The sequence below is a fragment of the Sphingomonas sp. S1-29 genome, assembly GCF_026167545.1.
Taxonomy (GTDB): Bacteria; Pseudomonadota; Alphaproteobacteria; order Sphingomonadales; family Sphingomonadaceae; genus Sphingomonas.
Map to the genome: position 1 here is coordinate 1,882,176 of NZ_CP110678.1, position 24,582 is coordinate 1,906,757.

General features: G+C 67.6%; 25 protein-coding genes. 12 read left to right on the plus strand and 13 right to left on the minus strand.

What is annotated here, in order from left to right; all coding sequences use genetic code 11:
• The first annotated feature begins 172 nt into the window (after positions 1-172).
• Complete coding sequence (locus OKW76_RS08855) at positions 173-1,264, plus strand: FAD-dependent oxidoreductase (protein ID WP_265548556.1); 1,092 nt, start codon at positions 173-175, stop codon at positions 1,262-1,264.
• A gap of 59 nt (positions 1,265-1,323) precedes the next feature.
• Positions 1,324-2,616, plus strand: coding sequence for an ATP-dependent protease ATPase subunit HslU (gene hslU / locus OKW76_RS08860; RefSeq protein WP_265548557.1), 1,293 nt, complete (start codon positions 1,324-1,326; stop codon positions 2,614-2,616).
• Here hslU and OKW76_RS08865 read toward each other — a convergent pair whose 3' ends face one another.
• From OKW76_RS08865 to OKW76_RS08880, 4 genes are read right to left on the minus strand one after another with little or no spacing between them, the layout of a single operon-like run.
• Positions 2,617-3,021 (minus strand): hypothetical protein, encoded by a 405-nt coding sequence (locus OKW76_RS08865; protein ID WP_265548558.1) that lies wholly within the window; start codon positions 3,019-3,021, stop codon positions 2,617-2,619.
• Positions 3,021-3,446 (minus strand): hypothetical protein, encoded by a 426-nt coding sequence (locus OKW76_RS08870; RefSeq protein ID WP_265548559.1) that lies wholly within the window; start codon positions 3,444-3,446, stop codon positions 3,021-3,023. The genes OKW76_RS08865 and OKW76_RS08870 overlap by 1 nt, the downstream gene beginning before the upstream one ends.
• 53 nt (positions 3,447-3,499) lie before the next feature.
• Positions 3,500-4,234, minus strand: coding sequence for a hydroxyacylglutathione hydrolase (gene gloB / locus OKW76_RS08875; RefSeq protein ID WP_265548560.1), 735 nt, complete (start codon positions 4,232-4,234; stop codon positions 3,500-3,502).
• Positions 4,234-4,692: a VOC family protein gene (locus OKW76_RS08880; RefSeq protein ID WP_265552865.1), complete on the minus strand. Its 459-nt coding sequence runs from the start codon at positions 4,690-4,692 to the stop codon at positions 4,234-4,236. Before OKW76_RS08880 ends, gloB begins: the two co-directional genes overlap by 1 nt.
• A 63-nt stretch (positions 4,693-4,755) precedes the next feature.
• Between OKW76_RS08880 and OKW76_RS08885 the strand changes: the two genes are divergently transcribed.
• On the plus strand, positions 4,756-5,466 hold the full coding sequence (locus OKW76_RS08885; protein ID WP_265548561.1) for an SIMPL domain-containing protein: 711 nt from the start codon (positions 4,756-4,758) through the stop codon (positions 5,464-5,466).
• 150 nt (positions 5,467-5,616) lie between these two features.
• On the opposite strand, the gene OKW76_RS08890 is transcribed toward OKW76_RS08885, so the two are convergent.
• Positions 5,617-6,321: an alpha/beta fold hydrolase gene (locus OKW76_RS08890; RefSeq protein ID WP_265548562.1), complete on the minus strand. Its 705-nt coding sequence runs from the start codon at positions 6,319-6,321 to the stop codon at positions 5,617-5,619.
• Positions 6,318-7,715: a glutamate ligase domain-containing protein gene (locus OKW76_RS08895; RefSeq protein WP_265548563.1), complete on the minus strand. Its 1,398-nt coding sequence runs from the start codon at positions 7,713-7,715 to the stop codon at positions 6,318-6,320. The genes OKW76_RS08890 and OKW76_RS08895 overlap by 4 nt, the downstream gene beginning before the upstream one ends.
• 204 nt (positions 7,716-7,919) lie before the next feature.
• On the opposite strand from OKW76_RS08895, the gene OKW76_RS08900 reads away from it, so the two are divergent.
• Complete coding sequence (locus OKW76_RS08900) at positions 7,920-8,741, plus strand: LD-carboxypeptidase (RefSeq protein ID WP_265548564.1); 822 nt, start codon at positions 7,920-7,922, stop codon at positions 8,739-8,741.
• A 139-nt stretch (positions 8,742-8,880) separates the two neighbouring features.
• Here OKW76_RS08900 and OKW76_RS08905 read toward each other — a convergent pair whose 3' ends face one another.
• Positions 8,881-10,050 carry an FAD-binding domain-containing protein gene (locus tag OKW76_RS08905; protein WP_265548565.1) on the minus strand — a complete coding sequence of 390 codons (1,170 nt, stop codon included), beginning with the start codon at positions 10,048-10,050 and terminating at the stop codon, positions 8,881-8,883.
• Between the two features lie 140 nt (positions 10,051-10,190).
• Here OKW76_RS08905 and thrS point away from each other — a divergent pair, with 140 nt between their 5' ends.
• The 4 genes from thrS (at position 10,191) to OKW76_RS08925 (ending at position 13,858) form a co-directional block, all read left to right on the plus strand.
• Complete coding sequence (thrS, locus tag OKW76_RS08910) at positions 10,191-12,185, plus strand: threonine--tRNA ligase (RefSeq protein WP_265548566.1); 1,995 nt, start codon at positions 10,191-10,193, stop codon at positions 12,183-12,185.
• Positions 12,186-12,228: 43 nt separating this feature from the next.
• Positions 12,229-12,798 (plus strand): Uma2 family endonuclease, encoded by a 570-nt coding sequence (locus OKW76_RS08915; RefSeq protein ID WP_265548567.1) that lies wholly within the window; start codon positions 12,229-12,231, stop codon positions 12,796-12,798.
• Between the two features lie 101 nt (positions 12,799-12,899).
• Positions 12,900-13,430, plus strand: a complete 531-nt coding sequence (infC, locus tag OKW76_RS08920; protein WP_033920447.1) for a translation initiation factor IF-3 — start codon at positions 12,900-12,902, stop codon at positions 13,428-13,430.
• A 2-nt stretch (positions 13,431-13,432) separates the two neighbouring features.
• Complete coding sequence (locus OKW76_RS08925; protein ID WP_265552868.1) at positions 13,433-13,858, plus strand: DUF305 domain-containing protein; 426 nt, start codon at positions 13,433-13,435, stop codon at positions 13,856-13,858.
• A gap of 154 nt (positions 13,859-14,012) precedes the next feature.
• Here OKW76_RS08925 and OKW76_RS08930 read toward each other — a convergent pair whose 3' ends face one another.
• The 5 genes from OKW76_RS08930 to hrcA all read right to left on the minus strand — a co-directional run bounded on the left by OKW76_RS08930 (position 14,013) and on the right by hrcA (position 19,496).
• Entirely contained in the window at positions 14,013-14,294 is a 282-nt protein-coding gene (locus OKW76_RS08930) for a hypothetical protein (RefSeq protein WP_265548568.1), read from the minus strand.
• The gene (locus tag OKW76_RS08935) at positions 14,291-14,674 is read right to left on the minus strand and encodes a VOC family protein (protein ID WP_265548569.1); all 384 of its coding nucleotides are present in this window, start codon (positions 14,672-14,674) and stop codon (positions 14,291-14,293) included. Before OKW76_RS08935 ends, OKW76_RS08930 begins: the two co-directional genes overlap by 4 nt.
• A 52-nt stretch (positions 14,675-14,726) precedes the next feature.
• Positions 14,727-17,474, minus strand: a complete 2,748-nt coding sequence (locus tag OKW76_RS08940) for a [protein-PII] uridylyltransferase (protein WP_265548570.1) — start codon at positions 17,472-17,474, stop codon at positions 14,727-14,729.
• A 404-nt stretch (positions 17,475-17,878) separates the two neighbouring features.
• Complete coding sequence (grpE, locus tag OKW76_RS08945) at positions 17,879-18,436, minus strand: nucleotide exchange factor GrpE (RefSeq protein WP_265548571.1); 558 nt, start codon at positions 18,434-18,436, stop codon at positions 17,879-17,881.
• A gap of 22 nt (positions 18,437-18,458) precedes the next feature.
• Positions 18,459-19,496 carry a heat-inducible transcriptional repressor HrcA gene (gene hrcA, locus OKW76_RS08950; protein WP_265548572.1) on the minus strand — a complete coding sequence of 346 codons (1,038 nt, stop codon included), beginning with the start codon at positions 19,494-19,496 and terminating at the stop codon, positions 18,459-18,461.
• A gap of 247 nt (positions 19,497-19,743) precedes the next feature.
• On the opposite strand from hrcA, the gene rph reads away from it, so the two are divergent.
• The 3 genes from rph (at position 19,744) to hemW (ending at position 22,333) form a co-directional block, all read left to right on the plus strand.
• Positions 19,744-20,460, plus strand: coding sequence for a ribonuclease PH (gene rph / locus OKW76_RS08955; RefSeq protein ID WP_265548573.1), 717 nt, complete (start codon positions 19,744-19,746; stop codon positions 20,458-20,460).
• Complete coding sequence (gene rdgB / locus OKW76_RS08960; RefSeq protein WP_265548574.1) at positions 20,457-21,086, plus strand: RdgB/HAM1 family non-canonical purine NTP pyrophosphatase; 630 nt, start codon at positions 20,457-20,459, stop codon at positions 21,084-21,086. Before rph ends, rdgB begins: the two co-directional genes overlap by 4 nt.
• An 86-nt stretch (positions 21,087-21,172) precedes the next feature.
• A complete protein-coding gene (gene hemW, locus OKW76_RS08965; protein ID WP_265548575.1) occupies positions 21,173-22,333 on the plus strand; it encodes a radical SAM family heme chaperone HemW in 1,161 nt (386 codons plus the stop codon).
• Between the two features lie 137 nt (positions 22,334-22,470).
• On the opposite strand, the gene OKW76_RS08970 is transcribed toward hemW, so the two are convergent.
• Positions 22,471-23,676, minus strand: coding sequence for a penicillin-binding protein activator (locus OKW76_RS08970; protein WP_265548576.1), 1,206 nt, complete (start codon positions 23,674-23,676; stop codon positions 22,471-22,473).
• 12 nt (positions 23,677-23,688) lie between these two features.
• Between OKW76_RS08970 and rsmI the strand changes: the two genes are divergently transcribed.
• Positions 23,689-24,582 (plus strand): 16S rRNA (cytidine(1402)-2'-O)-methyltransferase, encoded by an 894-nt coding sequence (rsmI, locus tag OKW76_RS08975; RefSeq protein WP_265548577.1) that lies wholly within the window; start codon positions 23,689-23,691, stop codon positions 24,580-24,582.

The following is a 24,582-nucleotide window of genomic DNA, read 5'->3' on the forward strand; positions in this document are numbered from 1 at the left end:
TGAAAGGGAGGGGTCGGGGGTGGGTCGGGTCCGGGAGCTACGGCCCCCGAAGCGCTATCGGTGCCGTACCCCCGCTACTCCACCCACCCCCAGCCCCTCCCTTCCAGGGAGGGGAGCCCCGGAGCCGAAAACCCCTCGCCCTGCCCCCACCCGCGCGCTACGCTGCAGCGCAATGCTGACCCGCCGCACCCTGCTCGCCTCGGCCACGCTGGCGCTTCCCGCCTGCACCGCCACCAGCCCACGCCTGCGCACCGGCAGCATCACCTGCCCGCCCCCCGTCCGCGCCGAAGCGGGCCGCGTCATCCGCACCGTCGCCGGCCTTCGCCCCTATCGCCCCGCCGGCTTCGTAGTTCGCGCCGAGCAGCTCGGCACCAAGCGCCTGGTCCATAACTACGGCCATGGCGGTGCGGGCATCACGCTGAGCTGGGGCACCGGCCGCCTCGCGACCAGTCTCGGGCTGCCGGGGCATGCTGGCGCGGTCGCGGTGGTCGGCGCGGGCGCGGTCGGTCTCGCCACCGCGCGGCTGGCGCAGGAGGCGGGCTATGCCGTCACCCTCTATGCCAAGGCGCTGCCGCCCGAGACGACCTCGAACATTGCCGGCGGCCAGATCGTCCCCGCCAGCCACTTCACCGAAGGCATGGTCACCCCCGAATGGCGCACCCAATATCGCGCCGCGATGGACTATAGCTGGCGCCGCTTCCAGATCATGGTCGGCGACGATTACTCGATCCGCTGGGTCCCCACCTGGCTGCCCGCGAGCGCCGAGCATGACGATGGCGACTGGATGGCGGCGTACAACCCCGCGCTAGCGCGCTTCGCATCGGGCCAGCATCCCTTCGGCGACGGCGCGATGATTCGCTTCGACACGATGTATGTCGAAACCGGTCGCTATCTCGAACGGATGCTCGCCGATTTCCGCGCCGCGGGCGGCAAGATCGTGGTGCGCGGTTTCACCACCCCCGCCGATCTAGCCACACTGCCCGAAGCCTTGGTCTTCAACTGCACCGGCCTTGGCAGCCACGAACTGTTCGGCGACGCCGGCCTGATGCCGGTGCGTGGCCAGCTCGCGATCCTGCTGCCGCAGCCCGAGATCGACTATGCCTATGCCGGGCGCGACGGTTATATGTTCCCGCGCCCCGACGGCATCGTGCTGGGCGGCACCTTCGAGCGCGGGGTATGGGACGCGACGGCGCAGCCCTCCGACATCGCCGACATCATCGCCGGCCACGCCCGCACCGCCGCGGGCTGGCGCTGCCCCGCCTGAGCACTTGGCCCGAACAAGATGCTTGAACCGGCGCGCGGCAGGGCCATCTAGCGGCCACCATGCAAGACAACCTCACCCCCAAGCAGATCGTCGCGGCGCTCGACCAGCACATCATCGGCCAGAACGACGCCAAGCGCGCGGTCGCGGTCGCGATGCGCAACCGCTGGCGCCGTCAGCAGCTCGGCAGCGACCTGCGCGACGAAGTCACCCCCAAGAACATCCTGATGATCGGGCCCACCGGCTGCGGCAAGACCGAGATCAGCCGCCGGCTCGCCAAGCTGGCCGACGCGCCCTTCGTGAAGGTCGAGGCGACCAAGTTCACCGAGGTCGGCTATGTCGGCCGCGACGTCGAACAGATCGCGCGCGACCTGGTCGAGGAAGCGATCCGGCTCGAAAAGGAACGCCGCCGCGTCGCGGTGAAGGACAAGGCCGAGGCGGCGGCGATGACCCGGCTGCTCGATGCGCTGACGGGCAAGGATTCGTCGCAGGCAACGCGCGAAGCGTTCCGCCTGCGCCTCAACGAGGGCCATCTCGATTCGACCGAGATCGAGATCGAGCTCGAGGCCGCCCCCTCGATGCCCTTCGAGGTGCCCGGCGGTATGCCGCAGATGATCAATCTGGGCGAGATGATGAAGGGCCTGAGCGGCCCGCAGCTCAAGCGCCGCAAGATGAACGTCCACGCCGCCTGGGAGAAACTGGTCGAGGAAGAGGCCGAGAAGCGGCTCGACCAAGACGAGGTCAGCCGCACCGCGCTCGCCGACGCCGAAGCCAATGGCATCGTCTTCCTCGACGAAATCGACAAGATCGCGGTCAGCGACGTGCGCGGCGGATCGGTCAGCCGCGAGGGGGTCCAGCGCGACCTGCTGCCGCTGATCGAGGGAACGACGGTCGCGACCAAATACGGGCCGATGAAGACCGACCATATCCTGTTCATCGCCAGCGGCGCGTTCCACGTCGCCAAGCCATCGGACCTGCTGCCCGAGCTCCAGGGCCGGCTGCCGATCCGCGTCGAACTGAAGGGGCTCACCGAAGCCGATTTCGTCGCGATCCTGTCGGACACCAAGGCGTCGCTGCCGCTGCAGTACAAGGCGCTGATCGCGACCGAAGGCGTCGAGGTGAACTTCACCCCGAGCGGCATCGCGGCGATCGCGCGGATCGCCGCCGAAGTGAATGGTGAGATCGAGAATATCGGCGCGCGCCGGTTGCAGACGGTGATGGAAAAGCTGCTCGAGGAAGTCAGCTTCGAGGCCGAGGACCGCCAGGGATCGGTGGTCGAGGTCGACGGCGCCTATGTCGATGCGCAGCTCAAGGAGATCGCGCGCAACACCGATCTCAGCCGCTACGTGTTGTGATCAGTCGGCGGGCTTGTCGTACGGGGTGAACATCCCGAACCGGCAATAGGCCGAGGGGATCGCCCCGCCGCCGCGCGAGACGGTGCGGAACCGGTCGTTGCTGCAGGTCTGCCCGCCATAGACTTCGGTGATGATGATCGGGTCGCCCGCGAGCGACGGGCAGCCCTCGATCTTGCTGATCAGCAGCCGGGTGCCGGTATGGCGGTAGGCGATCATGTCGTCGCCGATGATCTGCGGGTTCGGCTGGCCGATGCTCGACAGGCAGCGCTGGGGTTCACCTGCGACCAACCCCTTGGTCGCCTCGGCGAATTCGGCCGCCGACTTCGCTTCGTCGGCGGCGAGCTGTTCGGGGGTCGCGGCGCAACCGCACAGGGTGAGCGCGAGGCCCGCGATGAGGGTCCGCATCAGTTGCCTCCCGAGCGCGAGGCGCGACGATAGGGCACGAACTCGCCAAGCGAGCACGAGCCGGTCATGAATCCCGCGGTTCGGTCGACGGTGCGGACGATGTCGCCGCGGCACAATTGGCCGGTCGGGGTCTGGGTGACCAGGATGTCGTCCTGCCCGAGCCGGCACCCGGGGCTGGCATCGTTGCGATAATAGGTGCTCGTGCCCTGCTGATACAGGATCGTCTGGCCATATTGGTCGCTGCTGCGCAGCAGGCTCTGGTTGACGCAAGACTGCGGCTCACCCGGCACATAGCCCGCCAGCTTCTTTTCGATGCGCGCCATCTGTCGCGCATCGGCGGCATCGCTTCGCGCCATTTCCTCGGGGGTAGCGGCGCAGCCCGCCAGCGCGATCGCGGACAATAACGGAAAGGCAATTGCTCGCATCTTTCGTCTCCCAGGCCTCGCGAATCGCACCGAAGGTGCGCGCTGCAAAATGACTAACCCCTGAACGCGTCTTTGGCTGCACGCCGCTCGGCGAGTTGCCCCGCCGTTCCAGCGCGCAGGAACGGATTGGTCGCAAGTTCGAGCGCGATCGTCGTCGGCACCGTTGGCTCGCCCGCCGCGCGCTGGCGCTCGACAGTCTCGAGCCGCTCGGCGATCGCCGCATTGTCGGGCTCGGCAACACGCGCATAGCGCCCGTTCGAGAGCGTATATTCGTGCGCGCAATAGACCACCGTCTCAGGCGGCAAGGCCGCGAGCCGCTGCATGTTGCCGAACATCTGCTCGGCATCGCCCTCGAACAACCGCCCGCAGCCCATCGCGAACAAGGTGTCGCCGACGAAGACGCTCGCATCCTCGGCGAAGTGGAAGGCGATATGCCCGGCGGTATGCCCCGGTGTTTCGATCACCGTCGCGACATGATCGCCCAGCTTCACGCTATCGCCCTCACCGACCAGCCGGTCGGCGGTGGGGATCCTCGCCGCCTCGTCCGCAGGCGCGATCACCACCGCGCCATGCGCCGCCTTGATCGCGGCGTTGCCGCCGGTGTGGTCGGGATGCCAATGCGTGTTCCAGATCGCCCCGATCCGCCAGCCGCGCGAATCGGCTTGCGCCAATACCGGCGCCGCCTCGGCGGGGTCGACGACCATCGTCTCCCCAGATCCCGCATCATGCACCAGCCAGACATAATTGTCCGATAGGGCAGGAATCCGGATGATCTCGAGCGCCGCCATCACCATTCACCGATATTGGGCGCCGACTGCCAAGGCTCGGCAGGAGTAAGCGCCGGGCCGTCCTGGAGCAGTTCGATCGAAATGCCGTCGGGGGTGCGCACGAACGCCATATTGCCGTCGCGCGGCGGGCGATTGATCACCACCCCGGCATCGGCGAAGCGCTGGCAGGTCGCGTAGATGTCGTCGACATAATAGGCCAGATGCCCGAAATTGCGCCCGCCGGTATAGGCCTCGGGCGGCGTACCGTCCTCGGCGGGCCAGTTATAGGTCAACTCGACCTCGGCATCGGCGCGCTCGCCTGGGCCGCGCATCGCATCGGGGGTGGCGAGGAAGATCAGCGTGAATCGCCCCGCCTTGTTCTCCATCCGGCGCACTTCCTTCAGCCCCAGCAATTCGAAGAACGCGATCGTCGCGTCGGGATCGCTGACGCGGATCATCGTGTGGAGATATTTCGTCATGGCGGGCATGCTCCGTTCGTTATAGCTTCGATTGACGGCGGATATCGGTCCGGGGGGTGGGCGATGGAAGAGCGGGTGACGACGAATCGGTCGATATGGCTGCTGGCGGCGGCGGTGGTGCTCGCGATCGGCATGATCGTCGGCGGCTATCTGCTGGGCAATGGCCTGGTGCGCGCGCGATTGGCCGATCGATCGGTCACGGTGCGCGGCCTCGCCGAGCGCGACGTCAATGCCGACCTCGCGGTGTGGACGCTCAACTATCAGAAGGTCGGCACCGACACCGATACGGTACGCGCCGAAATCGCCGCCGACACTGCGCGCATCCGCGCGTTCTTCGCGAGCCTTGGCTTCCCTGCCGAGGCGCTCGCGCCCGCGGGCACCGGGGTCAGCCAATATAGCAACAACGGCGTGATGACGGTGACGATCAACCAGCGGATGCAGCTGCGCACCACCGACATCAAGCGCGCGCAGGCCGCGGTCGCGCGCCAGTTCGACCTGGTGAGCCAGGGCGTGCTGCTGCAGGAAGGGTCGGGGATTTCGTACAGCTTCACCAAGCTCAACGACATCAAGCCGCCGATGGTCGCCGCCGCGACCCGCGACGCGCGCGCCTCCGCCGAGCAATTCGCCAAGGACAGCGACACCGCGGTCGGCGGCATCAAGAGCGCGACTCAGGGCTATTTCTCGATCGAAGCACGCGACGGCGCCGAGGGCGGCAACGACACCCCGTTCAAAAAAGTGCGCGTGGTGACGACGGTGGATTTCTATTTGAAGTAATACACAAGTCCTCCCCGGCACGGGGAGGGGGACCGCCGCGAAGCGGTGGTGGAGGGGGCGTGCCGCGAACGCATCGCCGGTGGATAGCCCCCTCCGTCAGCCCTGCGGGCTGCCACCTCCCCGTATCGGGGAGGATCTGCCGCCTGGCCCTTACGCAAACCCCTCGACCACCCGAATGATCGCCGCGATGTCCTGCTCGCGCGATAACCGGTGGTCGCCGTTCTTCAGCAAGGTCAGCGACACATCGTCGCCCGCCAGCAATTCCATCAGCCGGATCGCCCGCGCGTTCGGCACTTCGGCGTCATGGGTGCCGTGGATCAGCCGCACCGGCACCGATACCGGGATCGGCCCGAACATCAGCCGATTGGCCTCGCCCGATTGCCAGAAGGCGCGGGTCGTCACCATCGGCGCGTCGCCATAGGGCGAAGGCTTTTCGAGCCGCCCCTCGCTCAGCAGTGTCATCTTCTGCTCGGGGGTGAAGCCCCAATCGGTGAAGTCGGGCGCCGCCGCGACCCCGACCAGCCCGACGATCCGATCGGGCCGCGCGCGCGCGACCAGCAGCGCGAGCCAGCCGCCCATCGACGATCCCACCAGCACCACCGGCCCCTTGGTCGCGCCATCGAGCACCAGCAGCGCATCGTCGCGCCAGTCGGCCAGCGTGAAATCCTCGAACGCGCCATCGCTCTCGCCGCAGCCGCGATAGTCGAAGCGAACGAAGCCGCGGCCATGCTCCTTGGCCCAGGCCTCGAGCGCCATCGCCTTGGTCCCGCTCATGTCGCTGGCATAGCCCGGCAGGAACAGGATCGTCGGGCCGGTGCCTTCGGTCACGCGAAAGGCGATGCGGGCGTCGGTCATGCAGGGCTCCGTTGTTGTAGCTGCGCGACCATGTCGGCGGCGAGCAGGCTTAAGGTGTCGTCGCGCGCACCCATCAGCACGATCCGGTCGCCGGGCCTGGCCTGCGCGACCAGATGCGCGGCGGCGGCGGCGCGATCGGCGATGTGGCGCGCGGGGGCGCCCTGCATCGCAAGATCGGCGACGATGTCGGCGCTGGTGACTTCGCGCGATGTGGTGCCGCCGTGATAGACCGGATCGGGCAGCACCAGCAGGTCGTCGCCGCGCAGCCGTTGGGCGAACATCGTCACCAGTTCGCGCCGCATCACCTTCAATGGGCCGAAACCATGCGGCTGGAACAGTAATAGCAGCCGGCCGGGAAAGGCGTGCAGCGTATCGAGCGTCGCCGCGATCTTTTCGGGGTTGTGGCCGAAATCGTCGATCACCGCGACGCCATCGCCCTCACCCACCAGCTCGAAACGGCGCTTCAGCCCCCGAAAGCCCGCAATCGCCGCCACCGCATCGGCGCGCGGCACCCCCGCCGCGATCGCCGCGCCCAATGCCGCCAGCGCATTCTCGACATTATGCCGCCCGGGCACCGCCAGCGTCACGCGATCGGTAACGCCATCGGCGGTGAGGTCGAACCCGATGCCATAGCGTTGCGGCGCAAGGTTGCTCGCGACCAGATCGGCCTTGCCCTCGATCGCGAAGCTGCGGCGCTTGGCCCCCAAGGTCGCGGCCAGCGCGGCGGCTTCAGGATCGCCGACATTGACCACCACCGTCTGCGCCTTTCTCGCGAAATCGCCGAACAGCGCGCGCAGTTCGGGCAGCGGCTTGTGATCGAGGCTGACATTGTTCAGCACCGCGATTCGCGGGTCGTACAGCGCGATCGACCCGTCGCTTTCGTCGACTTCGCTGACAAAGACTTCGCCCTCGCCCACCAGCGCGCTGGCGAAGGACGCTTCGGGGCGCGCGAAATTCTTCATCACCGCGCCGTTCATGATCGTCGGCTCGCGGTCGCATCCGTGGAGGATCCAGCCGATCATGCCGGTGACGGTCGACTTGCCCGACGTGCCCGCCACCCCGATCGCCATCGCGCTGTCGTTGAACAAACGGCTGAGCAATTCGGCGCGCGACAGCCGCTGCGCTCCGACACGATCGGCGGCAACAATGTCGGCAACATTCGGCTCGATCGCCGCCGAGGCGACGACGATCTGGTCGGGCGAGGTGATGCCGCTGCCGTCCTGCGGGAACAGCGCGACGCCCAGCCGCTCGAGCGCGGCGAACTTGGCGGGCACCGTGCCCTGATCGAGCGCGCGGTCGGACCCAGCGATCGTCCCGCCGCGCCCGGCGAGGATCATCGCCAGCGGCATCATGCCCGACCCGCCGATCCCGACGAAGAAATAGCTCTGGTTCATCGCGCCGCGCTATCGGCGGATCGATCGCAGGGGGCAAGGGTCGAACGCAAAACTCCCGTCACCCCGGCCTCGTGCCGGAGTCCACCCGTCCCCGAACACCAGCGCTGCGTTGAACGGCGACGTGGACCCCGGCACAGGGCCGGGGTGACGAAGCAGACGAATCCCCCTTCTCATCCCCGATCCCCGCCCCCTACAACCCACCCCATGAAGATCGCCGTCGTCGCCCCCGCCCGCTCGATCACCCCCGAAGCCGCCGCGCGCGCGCAGGGGTTTGCGGCCTTGCTCTATCCGCAGGTCGAGCTGACCTATGACCCGCAATGCTTTGCCGATGGCGGCCACTTCGCGGGCAACGACGCGCTGCGCGCCGAAACCTTCCTGAAATACGCCAACGACCCCGGCTTCGCGGCGATCTGGTTCGCGCGCGGCGGCTATGGATCGAACCGGATCCTCGATGTCGTGATGCCCGGCCTGGGCGCCGCGGCGCGCGCCAAGACCTATATGGGCTATTCGGACATGGGGTTCGTGCTTGGCGCGCTCTATGCACGCGGGATCGGCAAACCCGTACACGGGCCGATGGCGACCGAGGCGACCGAACGCAACAAGGGTGCCCCGGCGGGCCGCGCGCTCGCCTGGCTGGTCGAACAAAACCGCGCCGCGCTGGAGCCGGGGCTGCATGGCCGACCGGCGGCGGCGTTCAACATGGCGATCCTTACCGCGATGCTCGGCACCCCCTGGATGCCCGACCTGACCGATCATGTCCTGATCCTAGAAGAAGTCGGCGAGGCGGTGTACCGGATCGACCGCATGATGTGGCAAATCGCCGACGCGACTCAGCTACGCGGCATCGCCGGCATCCGGCTGGGCAGCGTCACCGCGATCCCCGAAGGCGCGGGCGAGGCCGAGTTCGGCGACACGCTCGAACGGATCATGCTGCGCTGGTGCCGTTCGATGAACGTACCGTATCTGGGGCGCGCGGCGGTTGGGCATGACGCGACCAATACGGTGGTCCCGTTTGGGGTGGCCTGAGCGCGCTTCTCCTTGCCCCTAGTCCGTTCGTGCTGAGCTTGTCGAAGCACCGTTCTTTCTTCTTCGCCCGGCTCGCAAACGAAGGGCGGTGCTTCGACAAGCTCAGCACGAACGGTTGAGGGGCAGGTTCCTTAAGTCATCACGCCGGCAGCCCAAGCGCACGAAGCCGCGCGGGTGCGCCGGTCTTGACCTTGAAGAACCCAGCAGTCCCCAGCGGCCAGATCGCCGCATCATATTCCCGCACGGACGTCGCCACCGGCAAACCACCCCGATCGCCAAGCGCCCCCACCGGCACATAAGGCGCAACCGGCACCGCCCCAGCCGCCGCATCGGCAATCGCGGCAGCATCCTGCACGACCACGCCCGGACACCTATAGATCTCGCCAGCCCGCGCGACCGCGTCGGCCAGCGCCCCCTCGGCAAAGGCGCGCACCGCCGGGGCCGCGCGCGGATCGGGTGATACCAGCCCGATCACCCGCGACGGCGCGCGGTCGATCGGCGCGGCAATGCCCATATCCCCCTCGTGCAACACCAGCGCCCAATCCCCCGCCGGCTGCGGCACCGGCGGCGGCGCGAACGCCACGCGCGGCACTTCCCCCACCTCGACCAGCGGCTCGACTTCCTCGACCAGCCCGGTCGGCGCAAACCGTCCGCCGGTGTAGCGTGCGATATTGTCGGCCCGCGCGGCATAGGCCTTGCCGCGCGTATGCAACCCCGCCACCCAGCGCCACGACAAGGTGTTCGACGCCGAATCGCCGTCGATCAAATGGCGCAGAAAATAGTCCGCGCCCAATTCCCACGGCAGCCGCAACGTGAAGATCCAGACGCTGGCGAACCACATCCGCGCGTGATTGTGCAGCCAGTTGCGCGTCGTCAGCTCGGCCGCCCAGGCGTCGAAACAGTCGATCCCCGTCCGCCCTTCGCACGCCGCGCGATAATCGCGCGCCACCCCGCCATTGGCATCGACCAGCGCCAGCGCCGCATCGCGCCCCGCGACATAGGCCGGCCACGTCCCCGGCCGCTGCTCAAGCCAGCCGCGAAAATAGCCGCGCCAAAGCACTTCGCTCACGAACTTCTCGGCCTTGTCCGGCCCATGCGCGCCCAGCGCCGCCGCGAGCACTTCCTGCTCGTCGACCAGCCGGTAGCGCAAGTACGGCGATAGTTTCGACACATGCTCGGGCCAGCCATCGCGCTCGGCTTCGGGTCCGGGATCGGCGTTGCGGCGATCGGCATAGGCGCGGCCCATCGAGGGGGTGAAGGCGGCCAGCCGGGCAAGGCCGGCGGCGCGAGTGGGGTGTGGCAGCGTCATGCGTGTGGCCTAGGCCGCATCGACGCCGCCACCAATGCCGCCCTTTGCCACCTCGCGCGCCCTTTCATTTGCCTCGCCCGCCCGCGCGGGCCATATGCGGCGCGCTGCAATCCCGACGAAAGGCCCTTATCGTGTCCGCCATGTTCCGTATCTCGCTGCCCGACGGTTCCGTCCGCGAGGTCGCCCCCGGAACCACCCCGGCGGATGTCGCCGCAGCGATCGGTCCGGGCCTCGCCAAGGCGGCGCTGGCGGCGCGAGTCGATGGCGAGATGCGCGATCTCTCGCGGCCCTTCACCGGCGACGCGCAATTGGCGCTGGTCACCGCGCGCGATGAAAAGGACGCGCTCGAGCTCGTCCGCCACGATCTCGCGCATGTGATGGCCGAAGCGGTGCAGACGCTGTTCCCAGGCACCGAAATCACCTTCGGCCCCGCGACCGAAGACGGCTTCTATTACGACTTCGCCCCCAAGGACCGCCCGTTTACCGAGGAAGACCTGCCGGCAATCGAGGAAGAAATGCGCGCGATCATCGCGCGCAACGAACCCTTTGTGCGCGAGGTCTGGACCCGCCAGCGGCTGATCGATCGCTGGACCCAGCAGGGCGAGAGCTTCAAGGCCGAATGGGCCGCCGAACTGCCCGAGGGCGAGGAACTGACGATCTATCGCCAGGGCGAATGGCTCGACATGTGCCGCGGCCCGCACATGGCATCGACCGGCAAGCTCGACCCGCAGGCGTTCAAGCTTACGCGCGTGTCGGGTGCCTATTGGCGCGGCGACCAGAGCAAGGCGATGCTCAGCCGGATCTACGGCACCGGCTGGCTCAACAAGAAGCAGCTCGACGCGCATCTGATGCGGCTCGAGGAAGCGGCCAAGCGCGACCATCGCAAGCTGGCGGTCGAGATGGACCTGTTCCACCTCCAGTCCGAGGCGCAGGGCAGCGTCTTCTGGCACCCCAAGGGCTATATGATCTGGCGGCAGCTCGAGGCGTATCTCCGCCGCCGGCTCGATGCGGGCGGCTATCGCGAGGTCAAGACGCCGCAGCTGATGGACGCGCGCCAATGGGAGCAGTCGGGGCATTGGGGCAAATATCGCGAGAACATGTTCGTGGTGCCCGACGAGATCCCCAGCGGCGAGGACGAAGGCCCGGTGCTGTCAGGCAAGGCCGACCTGATGGCACTCAAGCCGATGAACTGCCCCGCGCACGTCCTCATCTTCCGCCAGGGGATCAAATCCTATCGCGACCTGCCGATCCGCATGTCCGAATATGGTTGCTGCCACCGCAACGAACCGCATGGCGCGCTGCACGGGCTGATGCGCGTCCGCCAGTTCACGCAGGACGACGCGCATATCTTCTGCCGCGAAGACCAGATCGTTGAGGAAGTCGGGTTGTTCTGCGACCTGCTCGACGTGGTGTATCGCGACCTCGGCTTCGAGAAATATTCGATCAAGCTCGCGCTTCGCCCCGACAAGCGCTTCGGCACCGATGCGATGTGGGACTGGGCCGAACAATCGATGCGCGATGCGGTCGCTGCGACGGGCCGTGCGACCGAGGCATATGGCTGGGAGGAACTCCCCGGCGAAGGCGCGTTCTATGCCCCCAAGCTCGAATTCCACCTGACCGACGCGATCGGGCGGACCTGGCAGGTCGGCACGATCCAGACCGATACCGTACTGCCCGAACGGCTCGACGCCAGCTATGTCGGCGAGGATGGCGCGCGCCATCGCCCGATCATGCTCCACCGCGCGATCCTAGGCTCGTTCGAGCGTTTCATCGGCATCCTGATCGAGCATCACGCCGGGCGCTTCCCGATGTGGCTCGCGCCGGTGCAGGCGGTGGTGGCGACGATCGTTTCCGATGCCGACGACTATGCCCACGAAGTGGTCGCCAAGTTGAAGGCGGCGGGCATCCGCGTCGAAAGCGATCTTCGCAACGAGAAGATCAACTACAAGGTGCGCGAGCATTCGCTGGCGAAGGTCCCGTATCTGCTGGTGGTGGGCAAGCGCGAGGCCGATGAATCGACCGTCGCGATCCGCACTTTGGGCAGCCAGGGCCAGCAGATGCTGTCGCTCGACGACGCGATCGCGATGCTGACCCGCGAAGCCCTCGCCCCCGATCTGCGCGCGCCGGCCGGCTAGCCGGCGGCTGACGCGGGCGCGCGATGATGCTATGTTTGCCGCGATGACCGTCTTTCAGAACATTCAGCGCGGGCTGATCCCGGCGCGGCTGACCGTCGAGGAGGTCTATGCGCTCACCGAATCGGGGGTATTGCGCGAAGGCGAGCGGTTCGAGCTGATCGACGGGGAGATCGTGCCGATGGCAGCGGCGAAATATAGCCATCACGAGCGGATGAAATCGCGGCTCGTCCGGGCATTCAACTTGAGCGTGGCGCGCGACATCGGCGTGTTCATCGAATCGTCGGTGACGCTCGACGGATCGACGCTGACCGAGCCCGACATCGCGCTATGGCCCGCGCACCGGGATTCGGAGGACGTTCGCGGTCCCGAGCTGCTGTTGGTCGTCGAAATCGCCGCTTCGTCGATCGGATATGACCTGCGCGTCAAAGCCCCGCTCTACGGGGCACATGGCGTGCGCGAATATTGGGTCGTCGATGCGGTCCGCCAGACGATCCGCGTCCATCGCGCACCGGCGGGCGGCAGCTACACCGACGTCGCCGAATATGAAGCACATGACCCCGTCACCGCATCGTTGCTGCCCGGGATCAGCGTCCGACTGGATTCGCTCGACTAAATCAATTGCGCGATTTCCTGTCGCCACCGGCTTCCCGCGGCGGCCAATCTTCCCTATATTGGCGGTTTAACAGTCCAGGAGCTAACCACATACGTCCTCCCATGATCCGGCGCCCAGTGGCGCCACCGATGAACGGTCCGCGCTTCAACGAGTTTATTCAGTCGCCCAAGGTTCGCGTGATCGACCAGGACGGCGAGAATCTCGGCGTGATGTATACCCGCGAGGCGATGGAGCAGGCGCAGAGCGTCGGCCTCGACCTGGTCGAGGTGTCGCCCAACGCCGATCCGCCCGTGGCCAAGTTCCTCGACGTCGGCAAGTATAAGTACGAGGCCCAGAAAAAGGCCAATATCGCACGCAAGTCGCAAAAGACGCAGGAGATCAAGGAGATCAAAATGCGTCCGAATATCGACGATCACGATTACGACGTGAAGATGCGCTCGATCCACAAGTTCATCGGCGAGGGCGACAAGGTGAAGATCACCCTGCGCTTCCGTGGCCGCGAACTCAGCCACGGCCAGCTCGGCATGGCGCTCCTACAGCGCGTCCAGGCCGATTGCGCCGAAGATGCCAAGGTAGAGAGCTATCCGCGCATGGAAGGCCGCCAGATGCTGATGGTGCTGTCTCCCAAGTGAGGATGCTGCTGCTGGCCGCCGCCCCGCTCGCGCTCGCCGCGTGCGGCGGCGCGGCGGTACCGCCCGCTGACAATGCCGCTACAACGGCCAACCAAGCCGGTCATGCGATGCACGACGGCGCGATGGCAATGAACGGCATGGCACCGGCGACGGCAACCGGCCCGGCGGGAGAATTCGACCGCGCGATGGACAAGATGCACGCCGACATGGGCCGCGCCACCGGCGACGTCGATGTCGACTTCATGCGGATGATGATCCCGCACCATGAAGGCGCGGTCGAAATGGCCCGCATCGCGCAGCGCCACGCCAAAGACCCCGAAGTCCGCAAGCTGGCCGACGAGGTGGTCGCGGCGCAGGAGCGCGAGATCGCACAAATGACCACATGGCTCGAAAAGCGCGGCGAGCCGGTGCGGGCTGGCAAGCCGTAAACTGCTTTGACGGTTGCGGTGAACTGAAAGCACAGCCCCTCACCCTTCCGCGGCTACGCCGCTCCCTCCCTCTCCCGCCTGCGGGAGAGGGAAAAGGCGCGCAGCGCCGATAGGGTGAGGGCCTGTTTCGGGACAAACCATGCTACGCCAGCCCTCAATCCCCGCCCCCATCGCCGCCGCCATCGGCATCGCCCCAATCGTCGCTACCGCGGTCGCGGTCTGATCGTCCGCCCGCATCGCCGCCTGCCACCGTGGCGCTGTCATCGCCCCGCCGCCCGCTGCGCTTGCGCACTTGCCGCCGCAGCATCACGCCCCGCAGCAATATTACGACAGCGATCGCCAGCGCGAGCAGCACCAGCGTGCTGGTCGGCAGCGGGTCGGGTGAAGTCGCGGCGGTGGTCGCCAGCGCCAGCAGTGCGATCGGGATGCGGGTCATGTTGCTGGGGGCTCCCATAATTCGATCGGATTGCCTTCGGGATCGTGGATCCGCGCGAAGCGGCCGGTTTCGGGCGAATCCCATTCGTCGCGGGTCTCGATCGCGATGCCAGCAGCGTTGAGTTGTTCGAGCATCCCTTCGAGGTCGGCGACGCGCAGGTTGAGCATGAACGGCTTGTCGGCGGCGAAATAGCGGGTGTCGGCCTTGAACGGCTGGAAGATCAGCGGCCCGGCTTGCGGTTTCCAGCACCATTCGGCGGGTTCGCCCTCGCCCTCGGCGGCGCAGCCCGGCCCCACCCCTAGATGTTCGCGATACCATTCGCCCAAGGCGTCGGGATCGCCTGCCCGAAAGAAGAAACCGCCGATTCCAAGTACTGGCATGTCGCGTCTCCGCTGGTGATATCCGGCTTATACCGCGGATGCGCCGCCCGGACTATGCCGCCTGCGCCGCAGCGTCGCTGCCCGCCGCAGCCTCGATCAGCCGCCGCTCGACCGCCTTGAGCCGCGAGGTCGAATCGATCTTGTCGCAGAGCAGATCGGTCACATAGAAAGTATCGACCGCGCGCTCGCCATAGGTCGCGACATGCGCCGAATGGATCGTCACCTTCGACTGGAACAGCGCGTTGGCGAGGTCGAAAAGCAAGGCCGGGCGGTCGCGCGCATTGACTTCGATCACGGTGAAACGGTTCGACGCCTTGTTGTCGATCAGCACCGCGGGCTCGATCGAGAAGGCGTCGGCGCGCGGGCGCGGCAACGGCTTGCCCTGCAACCGCTCGGTCAGCCGCGCGCGATTGGCGAGCGCGTCGGCGATCGTGGTCTTGAGCCGCGCCAATTGCGCCTCGTCGTCGAACGGCCGCCCGAGCGGATCCTGGACCAGGAAATTGTCGAGCGCCATGCCGTCGCGCGTGGTGTGGATCCGCGCGTCGATGATGTTGCCCCCCGCGGCATGGATCGCGCCGGCGATACGATAGAAGATGCCCGGATGATCGGCGGCGTAGATCGACACCAGCGTCGCGCCGCGCTCGGCATCGGGCTGCGCATCGATCGACAATTGCGTCTCGCCCGCCGCGGCCATCATCCGCGCATTGCGTTCGAGCACGTCGATCGGCTCGGCGACCCAATAGGCTTCGGGCAGGCGCTGGACCAGTCGCGCGAAATCGCGCTCGGCCCAGCCAAGCGCCGCGTGCAGCCGTTCCTGCTTGGCGGCCACCCGCTCGCCGCGCCCGCGTTGCTTGTGGCCCAGCCGCAGCACTTCCTCGGCCGATTGGTACAGGTCGGTCAGCAACTGGCGCTTCCACCCGTTCCACGTCCCCGGCCCCACCGCGCGGATGTCTACCACGGTCAGCACCAGCAGCATCATCAGCCGCTGCGGGCTGGCAACGATCGCCGCGAAATCGAGGATCGTCTTGAAGTCCGACAGGTCGCGCTTGAACGCGGTTGCCGACGCCAGCAAATGCCAGCGCACCAGCCACACGACCGTCTCGGTTTCGGCTGGCGTCAGCCCGAAGCGCGGGCACAGCCGCTCGGCGACTTCGGCCCCCAGCACCGAATGATCGCCGCCGCGCCCCTTGGCGATGTCGTGCAGCAGCACCGCGACATAGAGCGCGCGGCGTGAAACGATCTGTTCGAACAACACCGTCGCCAGCGGATGATCCTCGACCAGCCGGCCGTTCTCGATCTGCGCCAGCAGCCCGACCGCACGGATCGTATGCTCGTCGACGGTGTAGTGATGGTACATGTCGAACTGCATCTGCGCGACGACGCGGCCGAAATCGGGCACGAAGCGGCCCATCACGCCGGCCTCGTTCATCCAGCGCAGCACCTGTTCGGGTTCGCGCGGCGACGTCAGCACGTCGAGAAACAGCGCATTGGCGCGGGGATCGTCACGATAGTCGTCGACCAGCTTGGCGTCGCGCGCCGCCAGCCGCATCGCCTGCGGATGAACCTCGAGGTCGTGTGCGTCGGCAAGCGCGAACAGCTCGATCAGCCGCACCGGATCGTCGCGCAGGAAATGGTCATTGGGCAGCGCCAGCCGCCCGCGATCGAGCACGAACCCCTGGAGCTTGCGCGGGCTTCGCCGGATCACCGGCAGCCCGAAGCGCCGCCCGCGCCCCGCCAGCGTCTCGTCGAGATGCGCCAGGAACACGCCGGTCAAGTCGCCGACGATCTTGGCCTGCAGGAAATAGAATTGCATGAAGCGCTCGACCGCCGATTTCCCCGGCCGCTCCGCATAGCGCATTCGCTCGGCGATCTCGCGCTGGACGTCGAAGGTCAGCCGCTCCTCGGCGCGCCCGGTGATCAGGTGCAGGTGGCATCGCACCGCCCACAGGAAATTCTCGGCGCGGTTGAAGCGGCGATATTCCTGCCGTGTCAGCACGCCCTTTTCGACGAGCTCGGCGGCGCGCTGGACGCCGTACGCATCCTTGCCGATCCAGAAGAGCGTGTGGAGGTCGCGCAAGCCGCCCTTGCCCTCCTTCACATTGGGTTCGACGACATAGCGGCTGTCGCCCATCTTCTTGTGGCGAACGTCGCGCTCGGCCAGCTTTTGCGCGACGAAGCCGCGCGTATCGGTCTGCACCTCGGCCTTGAAGCGCCGCGCCGCTTCGTCATACAGCGCGGTGTCGCCCCAGACATAGCGCGCCTCGAGCAACGCGGTGCGCACCGTGACATCCGATTTGGCCATCTTCACCATCTCGTCGAGCGACCGCGACGAATGGCCAACCTTCAGCCCCATGTCCCACAGGGCGTACAGCATCGTTTCGATCACCTGCTCGCACCATGCGGTGCGGCGGATCGGGGTAAGGAAGCCGAGGTCAACGTCCGAATGCGGTGCCATCTCACCGCGCCCATAGCCGCCGACCGCGATCAGCGTCATCCGCTCGGCGGCGGTGGGATTGGGATTGCGATAAAGCCGCCGCAGCGTGAAATCCCACAACAGCCGCAGCAGCTGGTCGACCAGGAAGCCCTGCGCGGCGGCGGCCTCGAGCCCGCGCGTGGGATGCTCGGCAAAGCGCCGCTCGACCTCGGCGCGCCCGGCGTCGAGCGCCTCTTTTAGGATCGCGCTAGCCGCCTGACGAAGCGCGACCGGATCGCCCGCCTCGACGATCGCCAACCGGTCGGCGAGGATCCGCCGGTCGATGATCGCACGGCGATTGGGAAGCGTTGCAAAACGGGGAGGCATGGAAGGCTAGATAGGGGGCGGGCGCGGCGTTGTCTTCTACCTAATCCTCCCCCGCCAGGGAGCATCGGGTCGGATCGTCCCCCGGACGATCCTTGACCATGCGGGGCATGGTCAACCCGATGCTGGGGACCATACAAAGCATGGTGGAGGGGGCGGACGCGAGCTGCCCGCTTGGGGCTCACCCCCTCCGTCAGCCTTGCAGGCTGCCACCTCCCCCTGAAGGGGGAGGATCGAGTCGTTTCCCGCGCCTAGGACGCCGCCACCTTCTTCAATTCCTCCCCCGCCAGGGGGAGGGGGACCGCGCAGCGGTGGAGGGCGCGGGCACGAGCGTTCCGCTTGGGGCACCCCCCTCCGTCAGCCCTGCGGGCTGCCACCTCCCCCTGAAGGGGGAGGATTAGACGAAGTTATTCCGCCGCTTTCGCTACGCCCACCAGCGCCGGCCGCAACAGCCGGTCGCGGATCATGTAGCCCGCCTGGACTTCCTGCACGATCGTCCCCGGCGCCGCCTCGGCCGAGGGCACCTCGAACATCGCCTGGTGGCGATTGGGGTCCAGGCTTTCGCCCATCGGCGTCATCCGGGTGATGCCATGCCGCGAAAATACGCTCTCGACCTCGCGGCCGGTGGCGTCGAGGCCGACGACCAGTCCCTTGAACTTCTCGTCGTCGCGAAGCTCGGCGGGGATGGCGGCAAGCGCGCGCGCCAGATTGTCGGCAACCGACAGGATGTCGCGTGCGAACGCCGTCGCGGCATAAGCGCGCGCGTCGGCGGCTTCCTTCTCGGCGCGGCGGCGGACATTCTGCGTGTCGGCCTGCGCGTACAGCACCGCCTTGCGTGCTTCCTCGAGCTCGGCCTCGAGCTCGGCGACTCGATCATGCTCGGCGAGTTCGGGGGCAGCCTCGGCGGTCGCTTCGCGGATTGCCTCGGCTTCGGCGGCGAGGCCGCTATCCTTGTTGTCTTCCATGATTTCCTGTTTCGTGCCTGGTTCAGCCAAGTAGCCGCGCGATCGTCGCGGCCGTGAAGTCCACCATGGGCACGACGCGCGCGTAGTTCAACCGAGTAGGGCCGATCACGCCGACGACGCCGACCACCCTTCCGTCCATCGCGCGCACCGGTTTGGCGATCACCGACGAGCCCGACAGCGCGAACAATTTATTCTCCGATCCGATGAATATCCGCGCGGCATCGCCCTCACGCGCGCTGTCGAGCAGCCGCGCGATTTCCTGCTTGCCCTCGAGCTCGTCGAGCAGCTGGCGCACGCGGTCGAGATCCTCGGCCGCCGAATTGTCGATCAGCCGCGCCTGGCCGCGCACGATCAGCACCGGGCGGCGATCGCCATCCTCGCTCCACACCGCCAGCCCGCGCTCGACCAACGTCCGCGCGGTCGCGTCGAGTTCGGCGCGCTCCTGCGTGATCTGGCGGTCGATGCGTGCGCGCGCCTCGGCCAGCGTCAGCCCCGCAAGCGTCGCCGACATATAATTGGCGGCCTCCTCGAGCGCGCCCGGCCCCATGCCCGGGGGCAATTCGACGACGCGATTCTCGACCGATCCGTCGTCGCCCACCAACACCGCGAGCGCCTTGTCATGGCTCAGCGGCACGAAGCCGAACTGCTTGAGCACCGGTTCGCGCTTGGGCACCAGCACCAGCCCAGCGCACGCCGACAGCCCCGAGAGGACCGCGGTGGTGTTGGCCAGCGCCTCCTCGACCGGGCCGCGCTCGCCCGCGCGCCCCTCGATCGCCGCGCGCTCCTCGGGCGAGGGTTCGTGGCTCTGCATCATGCCGTCGACGAACAGCCGCAAGCCGCTATGAGTCGGCATCCGCCCCGCGCTCGCATGCGGCGCGGCGAGCAGGCCGAGCTCCTCGAGATCCTGCATGACGTTGCGGATCGAGGCGGGCGACAGGCTGAGCCCCGAAATCTTCGACAAGGTCCGCGAACCCACGGGCAGCCCGGTTTCGAGATAGGATTCGACCACGATACGGAACACGTCGCGCGCGCGGTCGGTCATTTCGGTGATCGGGGTCATGACTAGTATGTAGGCGCGTCGCACCCCATCCGTCACCCCAGCGAAGGGAGCGCTTCTTACTCCCCTCCCTGAAAGGGAGGGGTTGGGGGTGGGTCGGGTCCAGGAGCGATGGCACCCTCAGTCTCCACCCATCCGTACCACGAGCACCCCACCCACCCCCGGCCCCTCCCTTCCGGGGAGGGGAGAAGGGCTGGCGCTCACACCGCGCTCACACTATCCCCCAGCCAAACCCCAAGGAGACTCCCCCATGCGCCCATCCGGCCGCGCCCCCGATCAGATGCGCCCGCTCACGATCGAGCCCAATTTCACCCGCCACGCCGAAGGTTCGGTGCTGATCGGCTTCGGCGACACCAAGGTGCTGGTCACCGCCAGCATCGAAGAGCGCGTCCCGCCGTTCCTGCGCGGCAAGGGCGAAGGCTGGGTCACCGCCGAATATGGCATGCTGCCACGCTCGACCCACACCCGCAGCAACCGCGAGGCCGCCAAGGGCAAGCAATCGGGCCGCACCCAGGAAATCCAGCGGCTGATCGGCCGCAGCTTGCGCGCGGTCACCGACATGAAGGCACTGGGCGAGCGCCAGATCACGCTCGATTGCGACGTGATCCAGGCCGATGGCGGCACCCGCACCGCCTCGATCTCGGGCGCTTGGGTGGCGCTGCGGATCGCGGTCGACAAGTTGCTGGCCGAGGGCAAGCTGACGACCGATCCGATCGTGCATCAGGTGGCGGCGGTGAGCTGCGGCATCTATCAGGGCACCCCGGTGCTCGACCTCGACTATCCTGAGGATTCGGGCGCCGATGCCGACGCCAATTTCGTGCTCCTCGACAATGGCTCGATCGCCGAGGCGCAGGCGACCGCCGAGGGCGCGACCTATGACGAGGAAGGCCTGCTTCGCCTCCTTCGCCTCGCGCGGATCGGTTGTACCGAAATCTTCGCCGCGCAGCGTAAGGCCATCGGCCGGTGAGCGGGGAAGGCCCGGTTCCCCAGGCGATCCGCAAGCTGACGCCGGGCCGGCTGGTCATCGCCAGCCACAATCCGGGCAAGGTGCGCGAAATCCGCGCGCTGCTGGGGCCGCTGGGGATCGAGCCGGTGTCCGCCGCCGAGCTCGACCTGCCCGAGCCCGAGGAGACCGGCACCACCTTCGTCGCCAATGCCGAACTGAAGGCGATGCAGGCCGCCGACCTGTCGGGCCTGCCCGCGCTCGCCGATGATTCGGGGCTGTGCGTCGAGGCGCTGGGCGGCGATCCGGGCATTTTCTCGGCGCGCTGGGCGGGACCGTCGAAGGATTTCGACGTCGCGATGCGGCTGGTCGAGAACAAGCTGGCGGCGATCGAACCCGCGCCAGGACGCGACGCGCATTTCATCTGCGCGTTGGCGCTTGCCTGGCCCGACGGCCATGTCGAATGGTTCGAAGGCCGCGTCGACGGTGTGCTGGTATGGCCGCCCCGCGGGGATCAGGGCTTTGGCTATGACGCAATGTTCCTCGCCAATGGCGAAACCGAAACCTTTGGCGAAATGGACCCGGCCAAGAAACACGCGATGAGCCACCGCGCCGATGCCTTCGGCCAATTGGTGAAGGCAGTATTCTGACCGACAGGGGCACTCCCGCCGACATCCCGTCACCCCAGCGAAAGCTGGGGTCTCTCGCCAACGGAGAGACCCCAGCTTTCGCTGGGGTGACGGGGCTTGTCGGCGCAACGGCACCCGATCCCCTCGCGCTCTACATCCACTGGCCGTTCTGCATCTCGAAATGCCCCTATTGCGACTTCAACAGCCATGTCCGCGACAGCGTCGACCAGGATCGCTGGCGCGCGGCGTTGCTCGCCGACATGGCGCATGAGGCTGCACTGCTCCCCGGACGCAAGGTAGGGTCGATCTTCTTCGGCGGCGGCACGCCCTCGCTGATGCCCCCCGCCACCGTCGCAGCGCTGATCGAGGCGGCCGACCGGCATTGGGGGCTCGAGCCCGAATGCGAGATCACGCTCGAGGCCAATCCCTCCTCGGTCGAGGCGGCGCGCTTCGCCGATATCGCACGCGCCGGGGTCAATCGCGTATCGCTCGGGCTGCAGGCGCTCGACGACCAGGCGCTGGCGTTTCTCGGCCGCGCGCATTCGGTCGATGAAGGGCTGGCGGCGCTGGCAACCGCGCAGGCTGCGTTCGCGCGGGTATCGTTCGACCTGATCTATGCGCGCCCCGGCCAGTCGCTTACGGCATGGGAGGCCGAACTCGCCCGCGCGATCGGCTTCGGCACCGAGCATCTGTCGCTGTACCAGTTGACGATCGAACCCGGCACGCGCTTCGCCACGCTGGCCGCCAAGGGCGACCTCGTCATCCCGGGCGAAGACGACGCCGCCGACCTGTTCGAACTGACGCGCACCCTCACCGCCGCCGCGGGCCTGCCCGCCTACGAGATTTCGAACCACGCGCGACCGGGCGCCGAGAGCCGGCACAACCTGACCTATTGGCGCTATCGCGACTATGCCGGCATCGGCCCCGGCGCGCACGGCCGCCGCGGTGGGCTGGCGACCGTGCGCCACAAGAAGCCCGAAAACTGGCTGACGGCAGTCGATCGCAACGCACATGGCCTGTCGACGGAGGACGCGCTCACCCCGCATGAATCGGCGACCGAAGCGCTGGTGATGGGGCTTCGCATGGCCGAGGGGGTCGATCTGGCGCGCGTGGCGGCGCTGGCAAGCGGCGAAGCGCCGGTCGACCGCAAGGCGTTGTGGTTGCTGCAGGTGCAGGGGCTGGCGACGCTTGAAGACGAACGGCTGCGCATCACCGAAACCGGCATGCCCGTGCTCGAAGCGATCCTGCGCGAGATCGTCACGAACTAGACTGCCCCCCTCCCTGAAAGGGAGGGGTCGGGGGTGGGTCTGGTCCGGGCGATACGGTCGCCGCAGCCTCCGGACCGGCCGTACCACAAATACTCGACCCACCCCCAGCCCCTCCCTTTCAGGGAGGGGAGCACAAGCTACCGCCCGAACGCTTTCGGTGCTTCCGACACCGTCACCGTGCTGCCACCGCGCACCTCGTTCACCTCGAGCGCGCGCTCGGCGATCCCGTCGCGACCGAAGCGGAACGGGCCGTCCAACCCGGCGAACCCGTCATTGTCGGTCAGCCGGCTCATCGGGAACACGCTGCCCACACGCCAGTCGCGCGCGATCCGCACCGTCAGCAGCACCGCATCATAGCCCATGCTCGACAGCCGATACGGCGCGCTGCCGAAGCGCGCGCGATATTTACCCGCATATTGGCGGTACAGGTCGTTCGACACGCTCGCATACCAGGCGCCGTTGAGCGCGGCGTTGCCGCCGACCCCCGAATCGGCGTTCCATAATTCGGTGCCGAGCACGCGCGCGGTACGCCCGCCTTCGCTGCGGCGAAGCACCGGCACCGCGCCCGCGGCGGTCTGGACGCCATCGGCGATCAGCACCGCCTGATAGGGCGAGGTCGCCGACAGCTTGGTAATCGCCGCCGAGATCGAGCGCGGATTGCGATCGAAGGTCTGGAGCGACACCACCTGCCCGCCGGCATCCTCGACCGCGCGCAAGAAGCTGGTCGATGCACGCTGCCCATACAAGCCGGTCGGGATCAGCCCGGCGAACTGGGTCACCCCCGAACGCCGCGCATGTTCTACGACGCGGTCGATCGACTGCGCGGGGGTATAGCCCATCACGAACGCGCCATCGCCCGCGACATCGGTATCGTTCGAGAAGCTCAATACCGGCACCCGCGCCGCGCGCGCGATCGGCGCGACCGCGCGGACGTCCTCGGCGAGCAGCGGCCCCAGGATCAGCCGGTTGCCGTCGCGGATCGCCGCCTGCGCCGCCGCCGCCGCGCCGCGCGCGGTATCATAATTGGTGATCCGCACCGCTTCGCTCTTGGTGTCGAGCAAGGCGAGCTGGGTGGCATTGGCCAGGCTCTGGCCGACGCGCGCATTGGTGCCGGTCAGTGGCACCAGCAACGCGACGCGGTGGCGGCTATCGTCCTGCGGCAGCCCCGGGGTGACCGGCGCAGGGCGGGTGGGCACGGGACGATCGACCGGGGGCGGCTGCCGCCCCGGGGGGGCGCCGCGCGGGACGACGCCGGCGCAAGCACTCACCAGCATTGCGGTCGCGATCGTCGCAACGCGGAAAAACCCCATTCCCCGTTGCCGGATGGTAACGCCGTCTGCCATGTGAGTCCCCTGATGCACGCCGAACTATTGCCCGGTCTCTATATCGTCGCCACCCCGATCGGCAATCTCGGTGACTTGTCGCCGCGCGCCGCGCAGGTGCTGAGCAACGCCGCGATCATCGCGGTGGAAGACAGCCGCGTGACCGCGGGGTTGCTCCGCCATATCGGCGTGAAGCGCCCAATGACCCCCTATCATGATCACAATGCCGACGCGGTGCGCCCAGGGTTGATCGCGCGCATGGGCAGTGAAGTCGTGGCATTGGTGTCCGACGCGGGCACGCCGCTGATCTCGGATCCGGGCTACAAGCTGGTGCGCGATGCGCGCGCCGCGGGGCATCTGGTGGCGACCGTCCCCGGTCCTTGCGCGGCGGTGGCAGCACTGACGCTGGCGGGACTACCCACCGATCGCTTCCTGTTCGTCGGCTTCTTGCCTTCGAAACAACAGGCTCGCGCCGAGGCGATCGCCGAGGTGGCCGGCATCCGCGCGACGCTGGTGCTCTACGAATCGGGGCCGCGCCTCGCCGCCTGCCTGACCGCGCTCGCCGAGGGCCTGGGCGACCGCGAGGCAGGGGTAGCGCGCGAGATCACCAAGAAGTTCGAGGAATGCGTCACCGGCACGCTGACCGAGCTTGCCGCGCGCTATGCCGATGCGCCGCCCAAGGGCGAGATCGTCGTCATCGTCGCCCCGCCCGGCGCGCCCGAACCCGCCAGCGACGAAGACGGCGACGCCGCGCTGACCGAAGCGCTCACACGCCTGCCCGCCTCGAAGGCCGCGGGCGAGGTCGCCAAGCGCCTGGGGCTCGACCGCAAGATGCTCTACGCCAGGGCAATGGCACTAAAGTCCCCCTCCCGCCCGCGGGAGGGGCTAGGGGAGGGCCTGTCCGACGATGCCGAGGCGCATAACTGA